The sequence below is a fragment of the Martinezella miluonensis genome (genome assembly GCF_900094545.1).
GTDB classification, from domain to species: domain Bacteria; phylum Pseudomonadota; class Alphaproteobacteria; order Rhizobiales; family Rhizobiaceae; genus Rhizobium; species Rhizobium miluonense.
Genome location: NZ_FMAH01000044.1, coordinates 31,018 through 51,989, shown reverse-complemented (window position 1 = coordinate 51,989; position 20,972 = coordinate 31,018). Strand labels below are relative to the sequence as shown.

19 protein-coding genes are annotated in these 20,972 nt (G+C 58.2%); 15 read left to right on the top strand and 4 right to left on the bottom strand.

Going from position 1 to position 20,972, the window contains the following annotated elements:
• On the bottom strand, positions 1 to 254 hold a 254-nt coding region (locus tag GA0061102_RS26580; RefSeq protein WP_092854790.1), incomplete at its 3' end, for a transposase.
• Positions 255 to 585: 331 nt separating this feature from the next.
• On the opposite strand from GA0061102_RS26580, the gene GA0061102_RS26575 reads away from it, so the two are divergent.
• The gene (locus GA0061102_RS26575) at positions 586 to 1,581 is read left to right on the top strand and encodes a GntR family transcriptional regulator (protein WP_092854788.1); all 996 of its coding nucleotides are present in this window, start codon (positions 586 to 588) and stop codon (positions 1,579 to 1,581) included.
• Between the two features lie 936 nt (positions 1,582 to 2,517).
• Here GA0061102_RS26575 and GA0061102_RS26560 read toward each other — a convergent pair.
• From GA0061102_RS26560 to GA0061102_RS26550, 3 genes are all read right to left on the bottom strand, one after another.
• Positions 2,518 to 4,047: a UxaA family hydrolase gene (locus GA0061102_RS26560; protein ID WP_092854782.1), complete on the bottom strand. Its 1,530-nt coding sequence runs from the start codon at positions 4,045 to 4,047 to the stop codon at positions 2,518 to 2,520.
• A 103-nt stretch (positions 4,048 to 4,150) separates the two neighbouring features.
• A complete protein-coding gene (locus GA0061102_RS26555) occupies positions 4,151 to 4,882 on the bottom strand; it encodes a response regulator transcription factor (protein ID WP_092854780.1) in 732 nt (243 codons plus the stop codon).
• On the bottom strand, positions 4,879 to 6,117 hold the full coding sequence (locus GA0061102_RS26550; RefSeq protein WP_092854778.1) for a GAF domain-containing sensor histidine kinase: 1,239 nt from the start codon (positions 6,115 to 6,117) through the stop codon (positions 4,879 to 4,881). The genes GA0061102_RS26555 and GA0061102_RS26550 overlap by 4 nt, the downstream gene beginning before the upstream one ends.
• Positions 6,118 to 6,414: 297 nt before the next feature.
• Here GA0061102_RS26550 and GA0061102_RS26545 point away from each other — a divergent pair, with 297 nt between their 5' ends.
• The 14 genes from GA0061102_RS26545 to GA0061102_RS26480 all read left to right on the top strand — a co-directional run bounded on the left by GA0061102_RS26545 (position 6,415) and on the right by GA0061102_RS26480 (position 20,673).
• On the top strand, positions 6,415 to 7,431 hold the full coding sequence (locus GA0061102_RS26545; protein ID WP_092854776.1) for an ABC transporter substrate-binding protein: 1,017 nt from the start codon (positions 6,415 to 6,417) through the stop codon (positions 7,429 to 7,431).
• A gap of 108 nt (positions 7,432 to 7,539) precedes the next feature.
• On the top strand, positions 7,540 to 9,003 hold the full coding sequence (locus tag GA0061102_RS26540) for a sugar ABC transporter ATP-binding protein (RefSeq protein WP_245298149.1): 1,464 nt from the start codon (positions 7,540 to 7,542) through the stop codon (positions 9,001 to 9,003).
• Positions 9,000 to 9,944, top strand: coding sequence for an ABC transporter permease (locus tag GA0061102_RS26535; protein WP_092854772.1), 945 nt, complete (start codon positions 9,000 to 9,002; stop codon positions 9,942 to 9,944). The genes GA0061102_RS26540 and GA0061102_RS26535 overlap by 4 nt, the downstream gene beginning before the upstream one ends.
• On the top strand, positions 9,941 to 10,891 hold the full coding sequence (locus tag GA0061102_RS26530; RefSeq protein WP_092854770.1) for an ABC transporter permease: 951 nt from the start codon (positions 9,941 to 9,943) through the stop codon (positions 10,889 to 10,891). Before GA0061102_RS26535 ends, GA0061102_RS26530 begins: the two co-directional genes overlap by 4 nt.
• A gap of 32 nt (positions 10,892 to 10,923) precedes the next feature.
• Positions 10,924 to 11,844, top strand: a complete 921-nt coding sequence (locus GA0061102_RS26525; RefSeq protein ID WP_092854768.1) for an SMP-30/gluconolactonase/LRE family protein — start codon at positions 10,924 to 10,926, stop codon at positions 11,842 to 11,844.
• 359 nt (positions 11,845 to 12,203) lie between these two features.
• On the top strand, positions 12,204 to 12,818 hold the full coding sequence (locus GA0061102_RS26520; RefSeq protein WP_092854800.1) for a cupin domain-containing protein: 615 nt from the start codon (positions 12,204 to 12,206) through the stop codon (positions 12,816 to 12,818).
• Between the two features lie 122 nt (positions 12,819 to 12,940).
• Positions 12,941 to 13,882, top strand: coding sequence for an ABC transporter substrate-binding protein (locus GA0061102_RS26515; protein WP_092854766.1), 942 nt, complete (start codon positions 12,941 to 12,943; stop codon positions 13,880 to 13,882).
• 89 nt (positions 13,883 to 13,971) lie between these two features.
• Positions 13,972 to 14,769: an ATP-binding cassette domain-containing protein gene (locus GA0061102_RS26510; RefSeq protein ID WP_092854798.1), complete on the top strand. Its 798-nt coding sequence runs from the start codon at positions 13,972 to 13,974 to the stop codon at positions 14,767 to 14,769.
• Positions 14,766 to 15,779: an ABC transporter permease gene (locus GA0061102_RS26505; protein ID WP_092854764.1), complete on the top strand. Its 1,014-nt coding sequence runs from the start codon at positions 14,766 to 14,768 to the stop codon at positions 15,777 to 15,779. The genes GA0061102_RS26510 and GA0061102_RS26505 overlap by 4 nt, the downstream gene beginning before the upstream one ends.
• Positions 15,780 to 15,784: 5 nt before the next feature.
• A complete protein-coding gene (locus GA0061102_RS26500; RefSeq protein ID WP_092854796.1) occupies positions 15,785 to 16,873 on the top strand; it encodes a phosphotriesterase family protein in 1,089 nt (362 codons plus the stop codon).
• 26 nt (positions 16,874 to 16,899) lie between these two features.
• Entirely contained in the window at positions 16,900 to 17,670 is a 771-nt protein-coding gene (locus GA0061102_RS26495; protein WP_092854762.1) for a glutamine amidotransferase, read from the top strand.
• Positions 17,670 to 18,602: a ribokinase gene (locus GA0061102_RS26490; RefSeq protein ID WP_245298148.1), complete on the top strand. Its 933-nt coding sequence runs from the start codon at positions 17,670 to 17,672 to the stop codon at positions 18,600 to 18,602. The genes GA0061102_RS26495 and GA0061102_RS26490 overlap by 1 nt, the downstream gene beginning before the upstream one ends.
• On the top strand, positions 18,587 to 19,429 hold the full coding sequence (locus GA0061102_RS26485; RefSeq protein ID WP_092854758.1) for a BtpA/SgcQ family protein: 843 nt from the start codon (positions 18,587 to 18,589) through the stop codon (positions 19,427 to 19,429). Before GA0061102_RS26490 ends, GA0061102_RS26485 begins: the two co-directional genes overlap by 16 nt.
• On the top strand, positions 19,426 to 20,673 hold the full coding sequence (locus GA0061102_RS26480) for a Zn-dependent hydrolase (RefSeq protein WP_092854756.1): 1,248 nt from the start codon (positions 19,426 to 19,428) through the stop codon (positions 20,671 to 20,673). Before GA0061102_RS26485 ends, GA0061102_RS26480 begins: the two co-directional genes overlap by 4 nt.
• The last annotated feature ends 299 nt before the right edge of the window (positions 20,674 to 20,972 follow it).

Below are 20,972 nucleotides of genomic sequence, written 5' to 3'. Positions count from 1 at the left end.
TCCATCGTGAGTTGGCCAACCTTGCGTTCAAGTGCTGCGATCTGCGCCTCATACTCGGCGATGACGCTCGCTTCGGCTTCCTCATCGCTGAGTTCGCCGCGATCGAACTGGGTCAGCCACAACTGAATGAGGTTGGCCGAGACGCCGTAAGTACGTTGCGCATCTCGCCGTCCGATGACACCGCTTCGAATATCCTGACAAAGCTGCAATTTGAACGGCGTCGAGTGCCGCCGATATGGACCTCGGGATTTCATGAGCCTTCTCCGATTGAGGCCCACAGAGCGTATCAGTTTTTCCGTTTCCCGTGGTCCAGCCCCAGGGGTTCACTCCATCCTGAGAAGGCCTGTGACCATTTGCAAAACAACAAAATAGTGTCCAGTCCCATTTGGGATGCTCCGGGCGGGGCATTTGTTCTGAGACAAGTCGAGGAGACATCTCGACAGCATCTGTGGGTAACAGATTGGTCGCCAATAGAGTTGGGGAGTTCCGCCCAATTTGGAAGCCACTTTGGGATTGTTGCACTTCCGCTATCTGTGCGATGCTCCCTCTAGAGGTCGCAGCCTTAGAAGCGAAATATGGGGTGAAATGCGCGTATCAAATTTAGAAAGCGGCGGCCCGCGCAAGACTAGCCTCTACGAGGAGCTTCATGGGCGGCTGAAGGCGGCGATCCTGGGGGAAGCCTTGCCCGAAGGACTTGTTCTGACCGAGGCCGCCCTTGCCGAACTGGTTGGGAGCAGCCGGGCGCCGGTTCGCCAAGCACTGCAACTCCTGTTCGATGATGGACTAATCGCGCGGTTCGATGGACGTGGCTTTATCGTAGGTACCGGCGTGGTGCGACCGAAGCGGGTCAAGCTCGGTGCCTATCTCGGCAAATTGTTCCATGAAGATGACGACAGGCCGATATTTGCCTGGCAGGCGCTCTACGAAGATGTCGAGCGCATCGTCGTCTACCGCTCCTTCTTTGGTCGTTACCGCATCAATGAAATCGAGCTCGCGCGACATTTTGGTGTGGGGCGCGCCGTGGCCCGCGACGTTCTGTTGAAGCTTGAGACGCTCGGCATAACGGAAAAGGACGATAATTTCCGCTGGTCGATCGTGCCGCTCGACAGCCAGCGCATCCGTGACCTTTATGAGGTGCGCGAACAGATCGAGCCGGTGGCTCTTTCAAGCGCTCTGGGAGGACTTTCGCAAGAACATGTCGGCGCGATGCTCGCACGCCTTTCGCAGGCGCTTGCGGATTATCCCGATGTCTCGGCCTCGACCATGTACGAATTGGAGCTCGACCTTCATCAGCGCAGCCTTCAGGCCTGCCCCAACAAGGAATTTCTCAGCATCCTGAAACGGACGCACTGCGTTCTAACGCTCAGCAAGCATGTCGTCGGCAGCCACATCAAGACGCCGGAATATGAGCCATTTCTTGCCGAGCATATGGGTGTGTTCAAGATGGTGCAGAAACGCGATGAGGAGGGTTTACGGAAAGCTATGCGCGATCACATCCACAACTCGCAACCCAATGTCCAAGCCCGCGCCGCCTATATTCGCGAGCACTATCGGCCGGACGAATACAGCTTCATTTCCTAGGCGGTGTAGACGGACTTGACCGGTATACACAATGCGGTCATGGAAACGCCAGCAGAGACATTGCTCTCGGCCTTCTTGCAGCCTCCCGCGGCTCTCTTGAAACGCTCGAGATTACCGGCGGACTGTTCGATGCACGCGCGGCCATTTTTAAATAGTCGCCGCGAAGAACGTCGGTTTGTCGTTTCGTTGAATTTATATCGGACCACACGGAGGCATGCCGCGTGACCGGCTGCATTGCGATTGGTCTTGCTGGAGTAGCCATTGCCGACAACCGCCACCCCGGCTTGGATGTCAGAGCTCAAGTCTAGCTGAACCGGGAAGGGCGGTGTGTCACCCATTGTGCCGCCGGTCGGGTCCGCACAAAATGCGCCAATCCCCCCGCGCCACGGCCAATTAAATATCCGGTATCCGCCATCTTTCCGGTAAATCGGCAAAATAACCCAACGACGCCCAAGACAGATCATTCCTGTTGCTTGGTCGCGTCGCTAGCCTCCATTCTGGAGGGTCGGGAAACCCATGCCAGTTCAACCGCATCAGAAGCATATCTTCACCATCACACGTCGCGTAAAATTAGACATCAAACCCGCGAAGTTCTCCAACTTCTGTGCCAAATACCAACTGGCCAGCATCAAGTAACGAAGTCCAGGTAATTGACCTGGCTGCCCTATCCTGAAATCCTGCGAGCTTTAGGTCTGCCACCTCGTCAGAGGCGTCCCATGGATCAGCCTCCCAGATATTGGCCGACGAGTTCATGCGATCCATTTGCTTCATCAAACTGTCCACTCGGCCGGTTTCGGCATTCCGAAGCGACAGTTTACCGTGCTTCAGCAAGGTCAACCAGGAGGAAGCCTCATTTTGTCGCTGGCCTGGTCAGAGCCACTAGATAAGCAAATTTCAAATGGCTCACATTCGTCCACGCGCCAGAGAGAGGCTGTATCAGGTGATGGCGCCGACCTGCCAGGGAACGAATTCGTTGTCACCATAGTCGAAGGTCTCACTCAGCGTCTTCTTGCCTGAGGCGACAGCGATGATTTCCTCGAAGATCCGTTCGCCGGCTGCCTCGATCGTGTCGTCGCCACTGACGATGTCGCCGCAGTTGATGTCCATATCCTCGCGCATATGGTTGTACATCTCGGTGTTGGTGGCGATCTTGACGCAAGGCGCAGGTTTGAAACCGGAGACCGAGCCTCTGCCCGTCGTGAAGCAGATCACATTGCAGCCGCCAGCGACCTGGCCGGTGACGGCAACGGGGTCATATCCAGGCGTGTCCATGAAGACGAAGCCAGGCTCATCGACGATCTCCGAATACTCGTAGACGGCCTTCAGCGGCATGGATCCGCCCTTGGCGACCGCGCCCAGCGACTTCTCGAGGATCGTCGTCAATCCGCCGAGCTTGTTGCCATAGGAGGGGTTATTGTTGAGTTCCGCGCCGTTGCGGCGGGTATAATCGCGCCACCAGTCGATCCTCGAGAGCAGCTTCTCGGCAACTGCTGGAGTGACGGCGCGGCGCGTCAGCAGATGCTCGGCGCCATAGATCTCCGGGGTCTCCGCCAGAACCGACGTACCGCCATTGCGCACGAGCAGATCGGAGGCATAACCAAGTGCCGGGTTGGCCGAAATCCCCGAATAGCCATCGGAGCCGCCGCATTCCAAGGCGAGCTTAAGTCCTGAGAGCGGCTGAATGGTGCGTCTGGCGGAATTCACCTCCGGCAGCATGTCGCGGATCATTTCGGATGCGGCTGCGATCGTCTTGCGTGTGCCGCCGAGATCCTGGATGGTCATGGTGCGCAGCCGGTTTCCCTCCTCGAGCTTGTAATGCTCCAGAATGGGCGCGATCTGATTGGTTTCGCAGCCAAGGCCGATCATCAGGATACCACCGAAATTCGGATGGCGGGCATAACCCTGGAGGGTGCGCGCCAGATAGCGATAGCCCTCGGAATTGGTGTTGATGGCGCAGCCGCCGCCGTGAGTGAGGGCCACCACGCCATCGACATTGTCGAAGCCGTCCAGGCCGCCGGTGCGATTGAAATGCTCGGCGATATATTTTGACACGGTCGCCGAACAGTTGACCGTGGTGACGATGCCGATGAAATTGCGCGTACCGACGCCGCCAGCGCCACGATCGAAGCCCATGAAGGTCCGACAGTCCTCTTGCGGCAACATGCCCATCTCGTCGATATCAACGCTGAACTGGTAAGGGTGATCGGACTCAATCACCGCCAGATTTTGCAGATGGACATGGCCGCCCGCGGGAATGAACTGTGTCGCGACGCCGATCGGCTGACCGAACTTGCGGATCTCCTGGCCTGCCTGAATGTCACGTACCGCCACCTTGTGACCGCGCGGGATCTGGTCTGCAGCGGTCAAACCGTCGATGCCGGTCGGGCTGCCCGCGCGGATCATCGAGCGAGCGACCGCGACATCGTCGATGGGATTGAGCAGGATAACAGGCGAAACGGCGGACATGAGAAATTCCATACTGGTTGAATGAATGTCTATTGCTAGCAATAGACATTCATTCGGTGGATGACGTCAAGCATGATCGATCTCGACGATCGGTTTCTCTCGCTCAATCGTGTGGTTGGCGCGCCAGCCACACGCTGAGATCGCCTTCCGCCCGCTCGAGTGCACTGTGATTGAGCAGCTTTCGAAGAAATGCGACGGCAACCGCACGCGCTCTGAGATTGAAACGGCCATCATCGTCTTGGCTACCAAGCGGCTGATAGACCCCAAGTTTGACATAGAGCTGCTGCAATCGATTCTGGACGCTGCGTACCGAGAGGTTGCGCCTTTGGGCGATGGCGCGATCCGTCAATCCGAGAGCGATATCGACCAGGATTTCATATTCGGCCTCGGTGAACCCGTTGACGTTTCCAAGGCTCTTTTGCTGCATACCGCGCACTTCGCGGTCGATCACACACTGGCTCTCGATGAAGATACTGCGGAGCGCCAGTTTCAGCCGGTCGTCGGAGGCCGATTTCAGAACATAGCCATAGACCGCACCGCCAGGCACGATGCGTGAGATACCGCGGACATAGGCCTCGTCCGAATAATTTGACCAGAAGAGAATGCGCGTTTCCGGCCGCTCTTTCCAAATGGTGCGGGCGGCCTCGATGCCGTTGCGCTGGTTCATCTGGAGATCCATGACGATGTGCTCGGATTTGCAATCCCGCGCTAGCCGTTCGCCGGCATTGCCATTTTCGGCCTCCAGCACGCCGTCGCATTCGGGAAGTGCGGCGCGGATCGCCTCGTTGAGATAGGAGCGATGAAGCGGATCGTCCTCGATGATCAGGACCTTCATGCCGCGGATCCTCCCGCCGATCGCGTCTTGGCTGGCAAGCTGACACTGACAATCGTTCCTCCGGAAGCTGTTGCCGGTCTGATCATAAAGCGCGCCGAGATCAGGCGCGCTCGGGTCCTCATATTTTCTAAGCCGCCACCTGACGTTCTGCGGGCATTCCCAAGTCCAAGCCCGTCATCGATGACATCGATGGTCACCGCGCCTTCAGCCGCCTTCAGTTGAACGGCGATACTGCTTGCTTGGGCGTGGCGGATAGCGTTGTTGATGGCTTCCTGCGTAATGCGGAATAGGGCAATAGAAACCGATTGATCAAGGCTATCGATGGCGCCGCTGGTTTCATCTTTGAGGTTCCAGGTCAAAGTGGCCCCGCTCTCCTGGATTGATCGTTCAAGATGATTCTCCACGGCTTGCGCAAAGCCGAATAGCTGAAGAACCGAAGGCTTTGCTTCTTCGATGATTTGGCGAAGGTCATGCATACTATGCTGCAAACCACGAAACAGCGGTTCAAGCGCTTCACCGGTGACATCGGGTTGGCGGGCAAGGCGCTCCAGCCGCCGGGAGAGGCGGGTCAGATCGGCCAGGATCTGGTCGTGCAGGTCCATGCCGATACGTTGACGCTCAGTCTCCAAGGCTTCGGTCAGTTTCAGTGCGCCGAGCCGCAAACCCTCTTCGCGGGCGCGGGCTTCGGCTTCGACAATTGCCGAACGTTTAGCCTGGTCGGCGGCGCGGATGGCGAAGAAATGAGGCGCCAGGAGGTCGGCAATCACGCGGGCGCTCTCAATGTCCTGCATGGTGTAGAAGCCGGTCTGATGACTTGAGCAGGACAGAGCGCCGATGACATGGCCTTGCACCTTGAGCGGCACATGCAGACGACTATGCAGCGACTGATGAAAGATCGGATGCGAGAAGGCGCCCTGAAAGTGGAACTGGGGGTCGCTCCAGGCATCGTCGGTGAGAAGGTAATCTGTCTCACCCCAAAGGAGCGTGCGGATGGGGCTGTTGCTCACTGGCGCTGGAAAGCGGCGGCCCCAGTCTGTTTCCAATCCGCTCTCGTAGGCCGTGTGAAACTGCTCGTCCACGAGGATAATGCAAACATCAAGGTGGTCATGTGGGATGACATGGCTGATTTCAACGGCAACTGCTCGGATGACCGAGTGAAAGTCGAGCTGGCCGGCAAGTAGCCTCGATATGTTGAGATAGTGGTCGAAGACCGAGGTCGGCGCCAGATTGCGCAAAACAAGCCCTCCCAGGCAACGCGTCGACCGCTTATCCTCCAGTCGATCGCAGCACGCGAATTCCCATGCTATTAAGCGCTGATCCAAGCCATTCGTCCTGCGGATTTACGCATCTTTTCTGCGGGATCCCGCAGGGTCCAATGCGTTAAGCTCCTGTACAAGCGAAACAATCTCGGACATCCTGCTTGTACTGACAGGGGAGCCTTCAGTGCAAATACTATTTTCGATCGTTCGTTGAGGAGCGCGTTCGAAAATCTTAGCCTGGAAGTGGAAGTACGGGCTCATTGGGAGGAAAATATGAATATTGCCAAGATGCTTCTGGCATCCGCCGTCTTCGCTTGCGTTGTCGTGCCGGGTTCCGCTTTTGCCGATACAGCATCCAAGAAGATTGCATTGTCGAACAATTATGCCGGCAACTCCTGGCGCCAAGCCATGTTGACCAGCTGGCAGAAGGTAACCGGCGAAGCGGTCAAAACTGGTGTCGTTGCGGCCGCCGATCCGTTTACCACGGCGGAAAATCAGGCAACCGAACAGGCTGCCCAAATTCAGAACATGATCCTGCAGGGCTATGATGCGATCGTCATCGATGCAGCATCTCCGACCGCGCTGAATGGTGCCATCAAGGAAGCCTGCGATGCCAAGATCGTCGTCGTCTCTTTTGACGGTATCGTCACCGAGCCGTGCGCGTGGCGCATCGCCGTCGACTTCAAGGGCATGGGCGCCAGCCAGATCGAATATCTCGCCAAGAAGGTGCCGAAAGGTGGCAACGTCCTCGAAATTCGCGGACTGGCCGGCGTCTCCGTCGATGACGAGATTTCTGCCGGCATTCACGACGCTGCCGCCAAATATCCGCAGTTCAAGATCGTTGGCTCGGTCCATGGCGACTGGGCGCAGGACGTTGCGCAGCGCGCCGTTGCCGGGATCCTCCCAAGCCTTCCCGACATTGCCGCGGTCGTGACCCAGGGCGGCGACGGTTATGGCGCCGCTCAGGCATTCGCGGCCGCAAAGCGCACGATGCCGACGATCGTCATGGGGAACCGACAGGACGAGCTTGCCTGGTGGAAGAAGGAGAAGGATGCCAGCGGCTACGAGACCATGTCGGTCTCGATTGCGCCAGGCGTCTCAACTCTCGCCTTCTGGGTGGCCCAGCAGATCCTCGACGGTCAGCAGGTGAAGAAGGATCTGGTCGTCCCCTTCCTGCGCATCGATCAGGGTAATCTCGAAACCAACCTTTCCACGACGCAGGCGGGCGGCGTCGCCAATGTCGAATACACACTCGACGACGCCAAGAAGGTGATCGCTACGGCGAAGTAGTCGATATCAGCCAGCAAATGAAGGCCAGCGCCGCCGATCAAAGGCGGCGCCGGTTGGACCCAACGCCCGGCCGGACGATCCATGATTGCAGTTAAAGATAATAGCTTGATGAGAGAAAATGCCGAGCGGCAAGCCGTCGTCTCGGCCCGAGGCATCAAGATGCGTTTCGGCGCCGTCAAGGCGCTCGACGGCGCCGACCTGACTATTCATGCCGGCGAATGTATCGGTCTTGTCGGACACAATGGCGCCGGGAAATCGACGATCGTCAACGTCATCAATGGCGGCCTAAGCCCCCATGAAGGAACAGTTGCCTATGACGGCAATGATAGGGTCCATGGTATCAATGCGGCGCGCGCGCATGGCATTCGCTGTGTTTTCCAGGAGCTTTCGCTCGCGCCCAATCTAACCGTCGTCGAGAACATGCGGATCGTCCACCACGGCCTTTCCGGCTGGAGCTGGCGTCGGCGGGCGGCGGCGATCGTTCGAGCCAAGCTCGACGAGATCTTTGTCGGTCACAAGATCGATGTCATGCGCACGGTTGGTGAGCTTTCTATCGCCGAACGGCAAATGGTGGAAATCGCGATTACCTTCTCTACCGTCAGCGAGAAGCCGAAACTTGTCATTCTGGATGAACCGACCTCATCGCTCGATGCGGGGCTGGCGGCACAGCTGATGGCCTATGTGCGAAGCTTTGTCCAAGCTGGCGGTGCGGTCATGCTGATCTCTCACATTCTTGGCGAGATCCTTTCGACTGCGAGCCGCATTCTCGTCATGAAGGATGGTCGCGTCGTGGCTGATCGTGCCGCGCAGGACTTCAGCGTCAACAGCCTTGTCCAGGCGATGGGCAGCGTCGTCAAGGAACAGGACCGCAAGCTAAGGAATGAGGCGCATGCCACCAGGCCTCCCATCCTGGCCTTGCCTTCGCGCGGCGGCAGGGGGCTTGCCTTCGAAGTTCGCAAAGGAGAGGTGATTGGCCTTGCCGGTCTCGCGGGCCATGGTCAGACCGATATGTTGCTCGATCTCCATCGATCACTATCAAGCAACTGGCTGCCGGGCAGGCGGGACAATATTGCCTTCGTCGCCGGTGATCGCAGCCTGAACGGGACCTTCCCTTTGTGGAGCATCCTGAAGAACCTCAGTATCGCATCGCTCGGCGATCTATCGAAGATGTTCCTCGTCAACAAACAGCAGGAAGAGAACCTCGGCGCAGACTGGAAGGCACGTATCGAAATCCGGACGCCAACGATGGAAAACCGCATCCTGTCACTGTCCGGCGGCAATCAGCAAAAGGTCCTGTTCGCCCGCGCTCTCGCGACCACGTCGCCGATCGTGCTGATGGATGATCCCATGCGCGGCGTCGACATCGGCACCAAGCAGGAAGTCTATCGGATCCTGAATGACGAGGCCTCCGTCGGCCGGACCTTTATCTGGTACTCCACTGAAATGGACGAGATCCGCCTGTGTGATCGCGTCTACGTCTTTCGCGACGGTGCCATTGTCGCGGAACTGGTCGGAGAGGATATCACGGAGGAAAATGTGCTGGCGGCTTCTTTTGCCGGGGAGGGCGCATGATCCGCCCATCGTCTTCCACCTTGCGCCTGCTAATCCCGGCGCTATCACTGGTCGTTCTGCTGAGCGCGGTCTTCTATCTTCAGCCGCGCGCCATGAGCTATGTCGGTCTCAATCTGCTCTTCAATCTCGCCGTGCCAATCGCGTTGGCGACGATCGCCCAGATGATGATCATGTCGGTCAATGATCTCGATCTGTCGATGGGAACATTCGTCAGCTTCACCGCCTGCGTGGCTGCGACCTATCTACAGTCAGCACCGCTCCTGGGCATCCTCATTCTTCTCGCCTCGATCGTCGTCTACGCCGCAATGGGCGTGATCATCTATATCAGGGACTTGCCGTCGATCGTCGTCACCCTCGGCATGAGCTTTGTCTGGGGTGGCCTTGCCGTATTGCTGTTGCCTGCGCCGGGTGGCACCGCGCCCGACTGGGCTCGCTGGCTGATGACGTCAAAGCCGCCGCTGGTCCCCATGGCGATTGTTGCAAGTGTCGTGATCGCGTTGATTTCCCAGCTGATCCTCATGCGCTCTTCCTTCGGCGTACTGATCCGTGGCGTCGGCGGCAACCAACGGTCGCTCGAGCGCGCCGGCTGGTCCGTTGTAACCTTGCGCGCGGCCGCCTATGGGCTTGCCGGTCTGTTCGCGGTGCTATCCGGCATTGCGCTTGTCGGGCTTACCACATCGGCGGACGCCAACATCGCGCTACGCTACACGCTGCTGTCGATCGCCGGCGTCATTCTTGGCGGCGGGGAATTTATTGGCGGCAGGGTTTCGCCGATCGGTGCCGTCATCGGCGCGTTGACCCTGACATTGGCAGGCTCTTTCCTGTCATTCTTACGGATTTCGCCGGACTGGCAGATCGGCGCTCAGGGCGCCATCCTGATCGTCGTGCTGGCCCTGCGGCTGCTGCTCAGCCGCGTCGAGAAGCGGGAGAAACACTCATGATCGCTCTTCGCGTGCTCGGGCGGAAGCCTTGGATCTGGTCGTTTTTTGCCACCATCACCGTATGGCTCGTCACTGTGCTTTTCACCGGTGGCGCAAGCTCCCTTGGTCTGTCGCAGGCCGCATTGACCTTCGCAGCCTTCTCGGTGATCGTCGGTATCGGGCAGATGTTCGTCATCACGCTCGGCCCGGGCAATATCGATCTTTCCGTGCCAGCCACCATGACGCTTGCCGGCACCGTGGCGCTGAAGCTGATGAATGTCGAAGACGGCATGATCGTGCCAGGCCTGCTGGTGTCGATCCTGATCGGTCTTGGCATTGGCATCGGCAATTATGCCCTGATCAAGCTTTTGCGCATCCCGCCGATTATCGCGACGCTGTCGATGAGTTTCATCATTCAGTCGACGGCAATCTGGAGCAATCGTGGCCTTCGCATCAAGCCGCCTGAGCAACTCGCTGATTTCACGACATCGGGCTTTCTTGGCATCCCGAATGTTGCCATCGTTGCGCTCCTGCTCTCGCTGCTTGCCTGGGCGCTGCTGGAGCGAACGATCTACGGCCGGTGGATATCGGCAATCGGACAAAGCATGTTTGCGGCGCGCATGGCAGGCATTCCCGTCGATGGAACGCGGCTTGCAACCTATGTGCTCTGCGCCATCCTCGCTTCGATTTGCGGCTATCTGCTGGCGAGCTTTTCCGGTGGGGCTGCCCTTAATATGGGTGCCGAATATCTGCTGATGTCGATCGCCGTCGTCATCATCGGCGGAACGGCGGTCGCCGGTGGAGACTCGAACGTTCCGGGCATATGGGGCGCGTCCCTGTTCATGTTCCTGGTCGTGTCTATGCTGAATACCTATGGCTTTGGCGCAGGCCCCAGGCTCGTTCTCACCGGCCTCATCATCATTGCCGTCATCCTGGTTGCAGGCGGCCGCCCAACCGGCGGTCGCTGACACTGATCCCCAGCAGTTTTAGGACATCCGAAATGCCGAACGACGCATCGTCTCTCTATGAAATCTACGATACCCGCTTTCGCAACCTCGTGGTTCCAAGCGCTGGATTGGAGGAGCTTTATTCAGATTGCCGCTGGGCAGAAGGCCCAGTCTGGTTTGCCGATACCGGATGCCTTATCTGGAGCGACATTCCCAACGAACGTATGTTGCGATGGGTGCCAGGCGGCGGCGTGTCGATCTACCGGGCACCATCCAATTTCACCAATGGCAATACTCGCGACCGTCAGGGGCGCCTTATATCCTGCGAACACGGCGGCCGTCGGGTGACGCGCACCGAAATCGACGGTTCGATCACGATCCTCGCCGATAGCTATAAGGGCCAGCGCCTGAATTCGCCGAACGACGTTGTTGTCCGTTCGGATGGAACCGTCTGGTTCACCGACCCGACCTACGGCATCCTCTCAAACTACGAAGGCTATAAGGCGGAGCCCGAGCAGGCAACCCGCAATGTCTACCGGCTCGATCCGTCTAAAGGAGAGCTGGATGTCGTGGTCGAGGATTTCGCCCAGCCGAACGGCCTGGCCTTTTCTCCCGATGAGACAAAGCTCTATGTGGCCGACTCTGCTGCAAGCCACGACGTCAATGCCCCAAGGCACATTCGTGTCTTTGACCTCGTGGATGGCAGAAAACTCGCAAACGGTCGCGTTTTCTGCAACATCGACGCCGGCGTCCCGGATGGCTTCCGCGCCGATGTCGAGGGTAATATCTGGACAAGTGCCGGCGACGGCGTCCATTGTTTCGCGGCTGATGGCACCTTGATTGGCAAGATAAAGATATCGCAGACGGTGGCCAATCTCACTTTCGGTGGCCCGCGCCGAAATCAGCTGTTCATCACCGCGACGCGATCGCTCTATCGTGTCTTTACGACGGCAACCGGCGTGCAAATGCCATAAGGTTCGTCGTCGATAAGCCAATACTCGAAATAGCGGCCACCGGGTCCACCTCGTCCGCCGCGGCCGCATCTGGCACGACAAGCTCGAAATTCCGCGCTGATTTGCGCTGATCGCCCGGAAGCTACGTTTCAAGCAGGTGTCGTTTATCCGCTTCTATAGTCAGCCTTATCCAAATGCTGCTCATCGTGACCGCGAGTGCCCGTCGTTTCAAGAGCTACCATTTGCGATGCTCTCTCTCATTCGCAACTGTACAGGTGAAGTGATGACCTTTTGCACGGGCCGAGATGCAATGCCTAGACATAAGCAATGGGCTGGCGTTAAGCTTTGGCTTTGATAACGGCGATACCAAAACCATGAACATGATAGAACCCCCGCGCAAATCGGGAGACGTCGGCGAGGAAAAGATACTGACCAATCCAGTGCGGCTTGGAGGTCGCTTGAAGCTCGCCCGGCAGACACGGGGGTTGACCCTCAAGGCTCTTGCCCTGGCGGCAGATTGTTCTGAAAGCCTGCTGTCGAAGATCGAGAACGGCAAGGCTTCGCCCTCATTGCCAATGCTCCATCGGCTCGTCGGCGTTCTCGGCACCAATATAGGCTGGATGTTTGAGGAGGCCGATGGTGAGGAGGGCATCGTCTTCCGTTCGGGAACGAGGCCGCTGATCGGACTGGACCCGTTGCGCAGGGGGGAAGGTATCTCTCTCGAACGAGTTATCCCCTATTCGCAAGGTCATCTGCTCCAATGCAACATCCATCATATCGAGGCCGGCGGTCAAAGTGCCGGGCCGATCCAGCATGTCGGCGAGGAGGTCGGTTACGTCCTTGCGGGTGAAGTCGAGCTTATGGTCGGTGAGCGTACTTTCCGGCTCTCTCCTGGCGATAGTTTTGTTTTCAACTCCGAACTGCCCCATTGGTATCGCAACGTGGGAGCGGAACGCGCCAGCATCTTCTGGGTCAATACGCCAGCGACTTTTTAATTCGTGCGGATCCAGTCGGAGCAAGCTCGCGACCATCTTGAAAATCATCCATTCAAGTCACTTGACAAGAATTCAAGTTACTTGAATACTCCTCATGCAATCCAAAAACATGGGGAACGATCATGCGTCTTAAGAAATATTTGTTCGGTTGCGCGCTTGGCGCAACCGTTGCGCTTGCCTGCAGCGCCGGTGCCGCCATGGCGGATACGCTGGCACTGGTGACGATCAACCAGCAGGCTCTCTTCTTCAACCAGATCAATGATGGCGCCAAGGAGGCGGCAAAGAAGGCCGGTGTCGATCTTGTCATCTTCAACGCAAACAACGTGCCCAGTGCACAGAATGATGCCATCGAGAACTACATCACCCAGAAAGTCGACGGTATCATATTGGTCGCCATCGACGTGAACGGGGTGAAGCCGGCAATTACTGCTGCCAAAAAGGCCGGTATCCCGGTCATCGCCATCGATGCGCAGATTCCGAACGGCGATAACATCGCCTTCGTGGGTGTCGACAATACCAAGGCGGGCGGGGAGATCGGCAAATTCTATTCCGATTATGTCAAAGCCAAGTTGAGCGGCAGTGCCAAGATCGGCGTTGTCGGCGCGCTCAACTCCTTCATCCAGAACCAGCGTCTTGACGGCTTCAAGACGGCGGTAAAGGCGGGCGGGCAGAAGGTCGACTTCCTTGATACCGTAGACGGCCAGAACGTCCAGGATGTGGCGCTCAGCGCAGCGGAAAATCTCATCACCGCCAATCCCGACATGACGACGCTCTATGCGACCGGCGAGCCTGCGCTGCTCGGTGCCGTTGCGGCCGTCACCAGCCAGGGCAAAACGGGTAGCGTGAAGGTCTTCGGCTGGGATCTGACCAAGCAGGCGATCGAAGGCATCGATCAGGGCTGGGTTACGGCTGTCATCCAGCAGGATCCGGCTGGCGAAGGCAAAGCGGCGGTCGAAGCGCTCGTCAAGGTGAAAAAGGGCGACAAGATCGATCCAATCATCAATGTGCCGGTGACCATCGTCACCAAGGAAAATGTCGACAAGTTCCGGGGCATGTTCAAGTAGCTCTCACACCTCGTCACGTCATGGCCGTTCGCATCGGCCATGACGTTGTGGCATCATGGCTCAGGCCATTTCCGCAAGGCAGCATTGATATGACAAACGCTGATACCTACCGCGTCAGGATGACCGGTATTTCCAAACGCTATGGTACGATGCAGTCCCTGGACAATGTATCGTTGACCTTGAAGCCGGGCGAGGTCCTTGGCCTTGTCGGTGACAACGGCGCAGGCAAATCGACCTTGAGCAAGGTCCTGTCGGGCGCGGTGATCCCGGATTCGGGGACGATCGAGATTGACGGCAAACCGGTTTCCTTTGCGTCGCCAGCCGACGCACGCGCTGCGCATGTCGAGATGGTCTACCAAGACCTGTCCCTTTGCGACACGGTCGACGTCGCAGGAAATCTCTTCCTTGGGCGTGAGCCGAAATGGAAGCTTGCCGGCATCCCGATCCTCGACAAAAAGACCATGCATGAACGGGCGCGCCATATGCTGGAAGGGCTTGGCATCGTCATTCCTGACACGCATCTCAAGGTCGAAAATCTTTCAGGCGGCCAACGCCAGTCCATCGCAATCGGACGCGCGGCGTCATTCAATCCGTCGGTCCTCATCATGGACGAGCCGACGGCAGCCTTGGCAGTTGCCGAAGTCGAAGCGGTACTGGAGCTCATCCGCACAGTCAGTGCGCGGGGCGTCAGCGTCATTCTGATCACACATCGTCTGCAAGATCTCTTCCTCGTCTGCGATCGCATCCAGGTAATGTACGAGGGACAGAATGTTGCCGAGCGCCTTATCGCGGAAACGAATATCGAAGAGGTCGTCAACCTGATCGTCGGTCGCAAGTTTTCTGCTCGCTCGGCCGGACAACCCACTGAGCGAGGTGCTTCCGTATGACCATAGCCTCTTCTCATGCCCAAACCAGCCCGTCGTCTCGCCTGCGTAAGGCGCGCCTCTACGACAAGGCGATAGCCAATGGCGGCATCGTTTCGATCGCCTTGTTTTTCATCGTCGTCTGCGTTTTCTTCTCCCTCTTTACCCATGTCTTCCTGACGGCTCCCAACCTCCTGAACGTCGTCAGACAATCCGCGCCCTTGTTGATCGTGGCAGCGGCTATGACCTTCGTCATCACAACAGGCGGCATCGATCTTTCGGTCGGATCCGTATTGGCCCTTGCCGCAACGCTTTCGGCTGCCTGCCTTCAGGCCGGAATCCCATGGCCGCTCGTTGTCGTTCTGATGATGCTTCTTGGTGGCGCAACTGGATTGATCCAGGGATATTTCATCGCTTACGAGCGGATCCCAGCCTTCATCGTCACCCTGGCTGGGCTATCGGTCATCAGGGGCCTGGCGCTGCTCATCACCGGCGGCTATTCGATCCCGGTCGATCCGCAGAGCCCGTTCACGGCGATTGGCCAGGCCTGGTTCTTTGGCATTCCTGCACCTGCAATGATTGCGATCGTGGCCCTTGCCGCGGCCTATGTCGCCTTTAATGAAACGCCCTTCGGCCGCTATGTCACCGGCATCGGCGCCAATGCCGAAGCGGTGCGCCGCGCCGGCGTCAATACCCGGCGCGTCACCTTGTTCGTCTATGTGATATCGGGTGTCGCTGCCTCAATCGCCGGCATCATCCTTGCCGCGCGCCTGGGTTCCGGCTCTTCAAATGCCGGGCAGGGTTTCGAACTCGATGTCATTGCCGCAGTGGTACTGGGTGGTACAAGCCTGTTCGGTGGGCGGGGCTCGGTTGTCGGCACGGTGCTTGGAGCACTGACCGTTGCCGTTATCGCCAATGGTCTGATCCTCTCGCACATGTCGCCTTTCTTCACGCCGATCGTGACTGGCGTCATCATCCTGGTGGCAATCTGGCTGAACTTCCGCCTCTTCAAGGGCGCGACGAGGAGCCGCTGAGCATGATGGACCATCTCTTTGCGGATACGACCAAAGCGCATCATGCCATCGGCGTTCAAACCGGATGCGCCATGACGGTGCTGGGCCCGATACCGGTCGTGGATATGGGCGTGACGCTTATGCACGAGCACATTTTTCTGGATGGGGCGAGTTCGTGGAAATGCCCCTGCCATCCCGATGAAAAGGCGATCGCCGAACAGCCGGTGGGAATCGAGATCATCGGCGAACTTCGGATGAACCCCTATATGAACCGCGACAACGTCTCGTTGGATGACGGGGATCTGGCGCTAGCCGAACTCGGCCGCTTCCAGAAGCTTGGCGGCCACACCGTGGTGGAAACCACCAACTTTGGCATAGGGCGCGATGCCGAACAGTTGCGCCGTATTGCTCGCATGTCCGGTCTGAAGATCATCATGGGTACGGGCTTCTATCTGGAACATACCCATCCCGAATGGCTGAAGGGCATGGATCTGGACGAGGTCACGGCCTTCATCGTCAACGACGTCGGCGGTGGCGAGACCCAGCCTGATATCATGGCTGGCGTCATCGGCGAGGTCGGCGTCAGCAAGGACTTTACGGCCGAGGAGCAGAAGTCCTTGCGGGCATCGGCGCGAGCCTCGCGGCTGACAGGCCTGCCTTTGTCCATCCACCTGCCGGGATGGGAGCGCCTCGCCCATCGCGTACTGGATGTGGTCGAGGAAGAAGGCGCGGACCTGCGTCATACGGTGCTCTGCCACATAAATCCCAGCCACAATGATCTCGATTATCAAAAGAGTCTCGCCGAACGTGGCGCTTTTCTGGAATACGACATGATCGGCATGGACTATTATTACGCCGATCAGGATGCCCAATCGCCGTCGGATGAAGAGAACGCCAGGGCGATCCGGGCGCTCGTCGACTTAGGCTTTACCGACCGCCTGCTTCTGTCGCAGGACGTCTTTCTCAAGATCATGCTGACCCGCTATGGCGGCTTCGGCTATGGCTACATTCTCAAGCATTTCCTGCCGCGGCTGAAACGCCATGGCGTCGATCAGCAGGCGATCGACCAGATGCTGATCACCAATCCCCAATCGGTATTTTCCGCCTCGGCCTGAAGGTCGGGTGCATTCAAGGAGCAGACATGAGCAAGAAAAAGGTTCTTCTGGCAGGTGAGTCATGGGTTTCGACCGCCACCCACATCAAAGGTTTCGACCAGTTTCCGACGGTGACCTATCACACTGGCGCCGACGAGCTTCTCAAGGCTTTGAAGGACAGCGCCTTCGACGTCACCTTCATGCCGGCACATGAGGCGCAGCGTGATTTTCCGCTGACGGCAGAGGTGATTGCGGACTATGACGCTATCATTCTGTCGGATATCGGCGCCAACACGCTGCTTTTGCATCCGGATACCTGGATTCATTCCAAGAGGACACCGAACCGTCTGAAACTGTTGCGCGACTATGTGGCAAACGGCGGCGCACTATTGATGTTTGGTGGCTATTACAGCTTCCAAGGCATTAACGGTGGCGCGCGCTATCATAAGACCCCGGTCGAAGAAGTACTGCCCGTGACCTGCCTGGCGATCGATGATCGTGTCGAGGTTCCCGAGGGATTTTCGCCTGTCGTCACGGGAAGTGCCGATCATCCTGTCCTCAAGGGCCTGGGAGGCGACTGGCCCTATCTCCTCGGCTTCAACCAAGTGGCCGTCAAGCAGGGCGCCCAGGTTCTTGCGACGGTTTCCAGCGAGTATGGTTCGCAGCCGCTGCTGGTAACCGGCACCTATGGCGCCGGCAAGACACTCGTCTGGACATCGGATGTCGGCCCGCACTGGCTGCCGCCCGAATTCATCGCCTGGAACGGCTATAAGACACTGTTCGAGCAGATGCTAGCCTGGGCAACGATCAGGGACTGATGCCTATGCGCCTCCATGTCGTCGGCAATGTCTGCGTCGATACGAGCTTCCGCTTGCCGCGCCTGCCGCGTCCGGGCGAGACGCTCAATGCGACCTCGACAGTTGAGGGCATCGGAGGCAAGGGCGCCAATCAAGCCGTCGCGGCGGCCCGAAGCGGGGCGGATGTGTGCTTCTGGGCCCCGCTTGGCGACGACGATATGGCGGATAGAGTGACCGAGATGCTGAAGAGCGATCTTGACGTCGATCGACTGATTCGACTGCCTCTTCCCACGGATCGTTCGACGATCCTGTTGGAAGAAGGCGGCGAAAACGCCATCGTGAGTGCCGTCGTCTGCGCGCGAGCTTTCGATCCGATCCAGCAAACGAATCTAACCGAGATCTGGAGTAAAGACGACATCCTTTTGATGCAGGGAAATCTACCATGGGAGGTCATCGCCACTTGTCTGAAACTTGCCAAACGGTCGGACCTGAAGACGGTGCTGAATCCGAGCCCGCTGTCAGACACGAACGTCGAGGATCTTGCCGATGTGGATGTCGTCATCGTCAATCGGGGTGAAGCCTGCGCGCTGACGGGTCTGGAAAGCCCGGCTGCGGCGGCAGACCTGCTCTTCGATAGAGGGGCCAGAAGCGTGGTCGTGACGCTGGGAAGTGAGGGTAGCCTCGTTTGGGATCAGGCAGATGATGCACCTTTTGTTCTTGAGGCGCACAGGAGCGCCGCTGTCGATACCAGCGGTGCCGGTGACTGCTTTGCGGGCACCTTCGTCGGCTTGCTGGCGCAGGGAAAAACCTTGGCTGCGGCTGCAAAGGTGGCAACCAAGGCTGCCGCCATCTCAGTTGCTCGTCTCGGAACGCTCTCCTCCTATCCCTCGCGGGCGGAGTTTTCGGAAATCATAAAGATATCAGAACTGGAAAACACATGGCTGGGACAATGAAGCCTATCGGGCAGGTAGCGGGCAACGCGCTTATCGATCTCTTCGGGCGCGACAAAGCAATTATCGGCGTCGTACACTTGGCGCCGCTTCCCGGCGCGCCACGCTATTCGGGAGAGGAGATAGAGACCGTCTACCAGCGCGGCCTCGATGATGCTCGCGCTTATCTTGCCGGCGGCTGCGACGCCGTGATCATCGAGAACCATGGCGACATTCCATTTTCGAAGCCCGATGATATCGGTCCGGAGACTTCGACCTACATGGCCGTCGTCTCGGATCGCATCCGCCGTGAACTCGGCGGTCCGATCGGCATCAATGTTCTTGCCAACGCCGCCATCCCCGCGCTTGCGATCGCCAGTGCGGCGGGCGCGGGCTTCGTTCGCGTCAATCAATGGGCAAACGCCTATGTCGCCAATGAAGGTTTCATCGAGGGTGAAGCTGCCCGTGCAATGCGCTATCGCGCGCGGCTCAATGCATATGGCATCCGTATTTTCGCTGACGCACATGTCAAACACGGAGCGCATGCTATCGTTGCGGACCGCTCGGTCGAGGAGCAGGTCAAGGATCTCGTCTTCTTTGATGCAGATGTGGTTATTGCCACGGGGCAGAGAACCGGGCATGCAGCCGATCTGGACTACATAAGCATGATCAAGCGGGCGGCAGGCCTGCCGACGCTCGTCGGCAGCGGCGTAACCACAGAGAATGGCAACGACATTCTATCGGTTGCCGATGGCGTGATCATCGCAAGCTCCCTGAAATATGATGGAGTCTGGTGGAATGCAGTCGATCCCCAACGGGTAAAGGACTTCGTGGCAGGCATCCATCGATGAAGCCATATCCGAAGATCAATGCGCAGCGTCTGTTGCAGCGCATTGCCGATTTTGCAGCGATCGGCGCAACGCCCGCTGGCGGTGTGAACCGCCAAGCACTGAGCGCCGAGGATAGGGCGGCCCGACGCCTGCTTGCGGAGCTAGCCGTCGCGCGCGGATTTGGCATCCACCAAGACGCGATTGCCAACCTCTTCATCCGGCGCGAAGGGTCTAATCCTTCGCTTCCGCCCATTCTGATCGGTAGCCATCTTGATAGTCAGCCTACCGGAGGCAGGTTCGACGGCGCTCTGGGTACGCTGTCTGCCTTTGAAGTATTGGAAGCTCTGGAGGATGCAGGCGTCGTCACCGAGCGATCTGTGGAAGTCGTGTCCTGGACCAACGAGGAAGGTAGCCGCTTTTCTCCTGGCTGCATGGGGTCGACGGCTTTTGTCGGCGCAGGCGACGTGCGCAGATGGCAGGATATGCATGGTGCCGATGGAGCCAAACTCGGCGACGAGCTGGCTGCAACATTGAATGCACTACCGGAAGCTGGAACGCAGCCGATCGGCCATTCTGTTTCCGCCTTCGTTGAGGTGCATATCGAACAAGGCCCCGTGCTTGAGCGCACAGGCGTGCCGATTGGCATCGTCACCGGCGTGCAGGGAACCAAGTGGCTTGAGATTTCCTTCATCGGCGAAGCGGCCCATGCTGGCACGACGCCACTAGAGTTCCGCAAGGATCCCATGGCCGCCGCTGCCGCTGCGATCGCGCACCTGCAGCTAGTCGTCATGCCAGCTGATCCAATGGCGCGGCTGACGGTTGGCCGCATGACTGTTGAACCCAGTTCCGTCAACGTCATTCCGAGCAGGGTTACATTCACCGTCGACATCCGCCATCCTCAGGAAGACGTGCTTTCCTCGATCGAGGCCCAGGTCGATGCGGAATGCCGTGCGTCGGCCGAGCGTCATATGGTCGACGTGCGGATCGCAAAGCGCTTTGACCTAGCGCCTGGACAGTTTGACCTGGCGATCGTGGATATGATTGACAATGCCTGCAGAATGCTCGGCGTTTCCAACATGAAATTGGTCTCAGGAGCTTTTCACGACGCACTTTTCGTCAGCCGCGTCGCGCCGACGGCGATGATCTTTGTCCCGTGCCGGGATGGCATCAGTCACAATGAGGCTGAATTCGTTGCCGCAGAAAACATTGAAATCGGCGCAACGGTCCTGCTTGAGACCACTCTTGCCTTGTCCAAAGAACAATAATCGTCCGGTGATCGATGTCATGGCTGGATGTCTGTGAACTCCGCCCGATGAACGGGTTCGGCAGAACCAGGATGTACTGTGCAGCCATAGATAGAAGTGAGCCACTAGATCTGGCCATGTCGTTCGAGCACAAGCAATCTGCAAGTATCCAGAAGACATTCTGTTTTACCAGCTCGCTGGACAGCGGATCCCACCAATTGGCGGGCAACTTTACGGTCGTCTCCGGGCTGCCGTAGGTTGGTCGGCGAGCGATCTTTACGCCGTCGTGCCATGGACCTTCGAAAAGTAATGGCCCCACG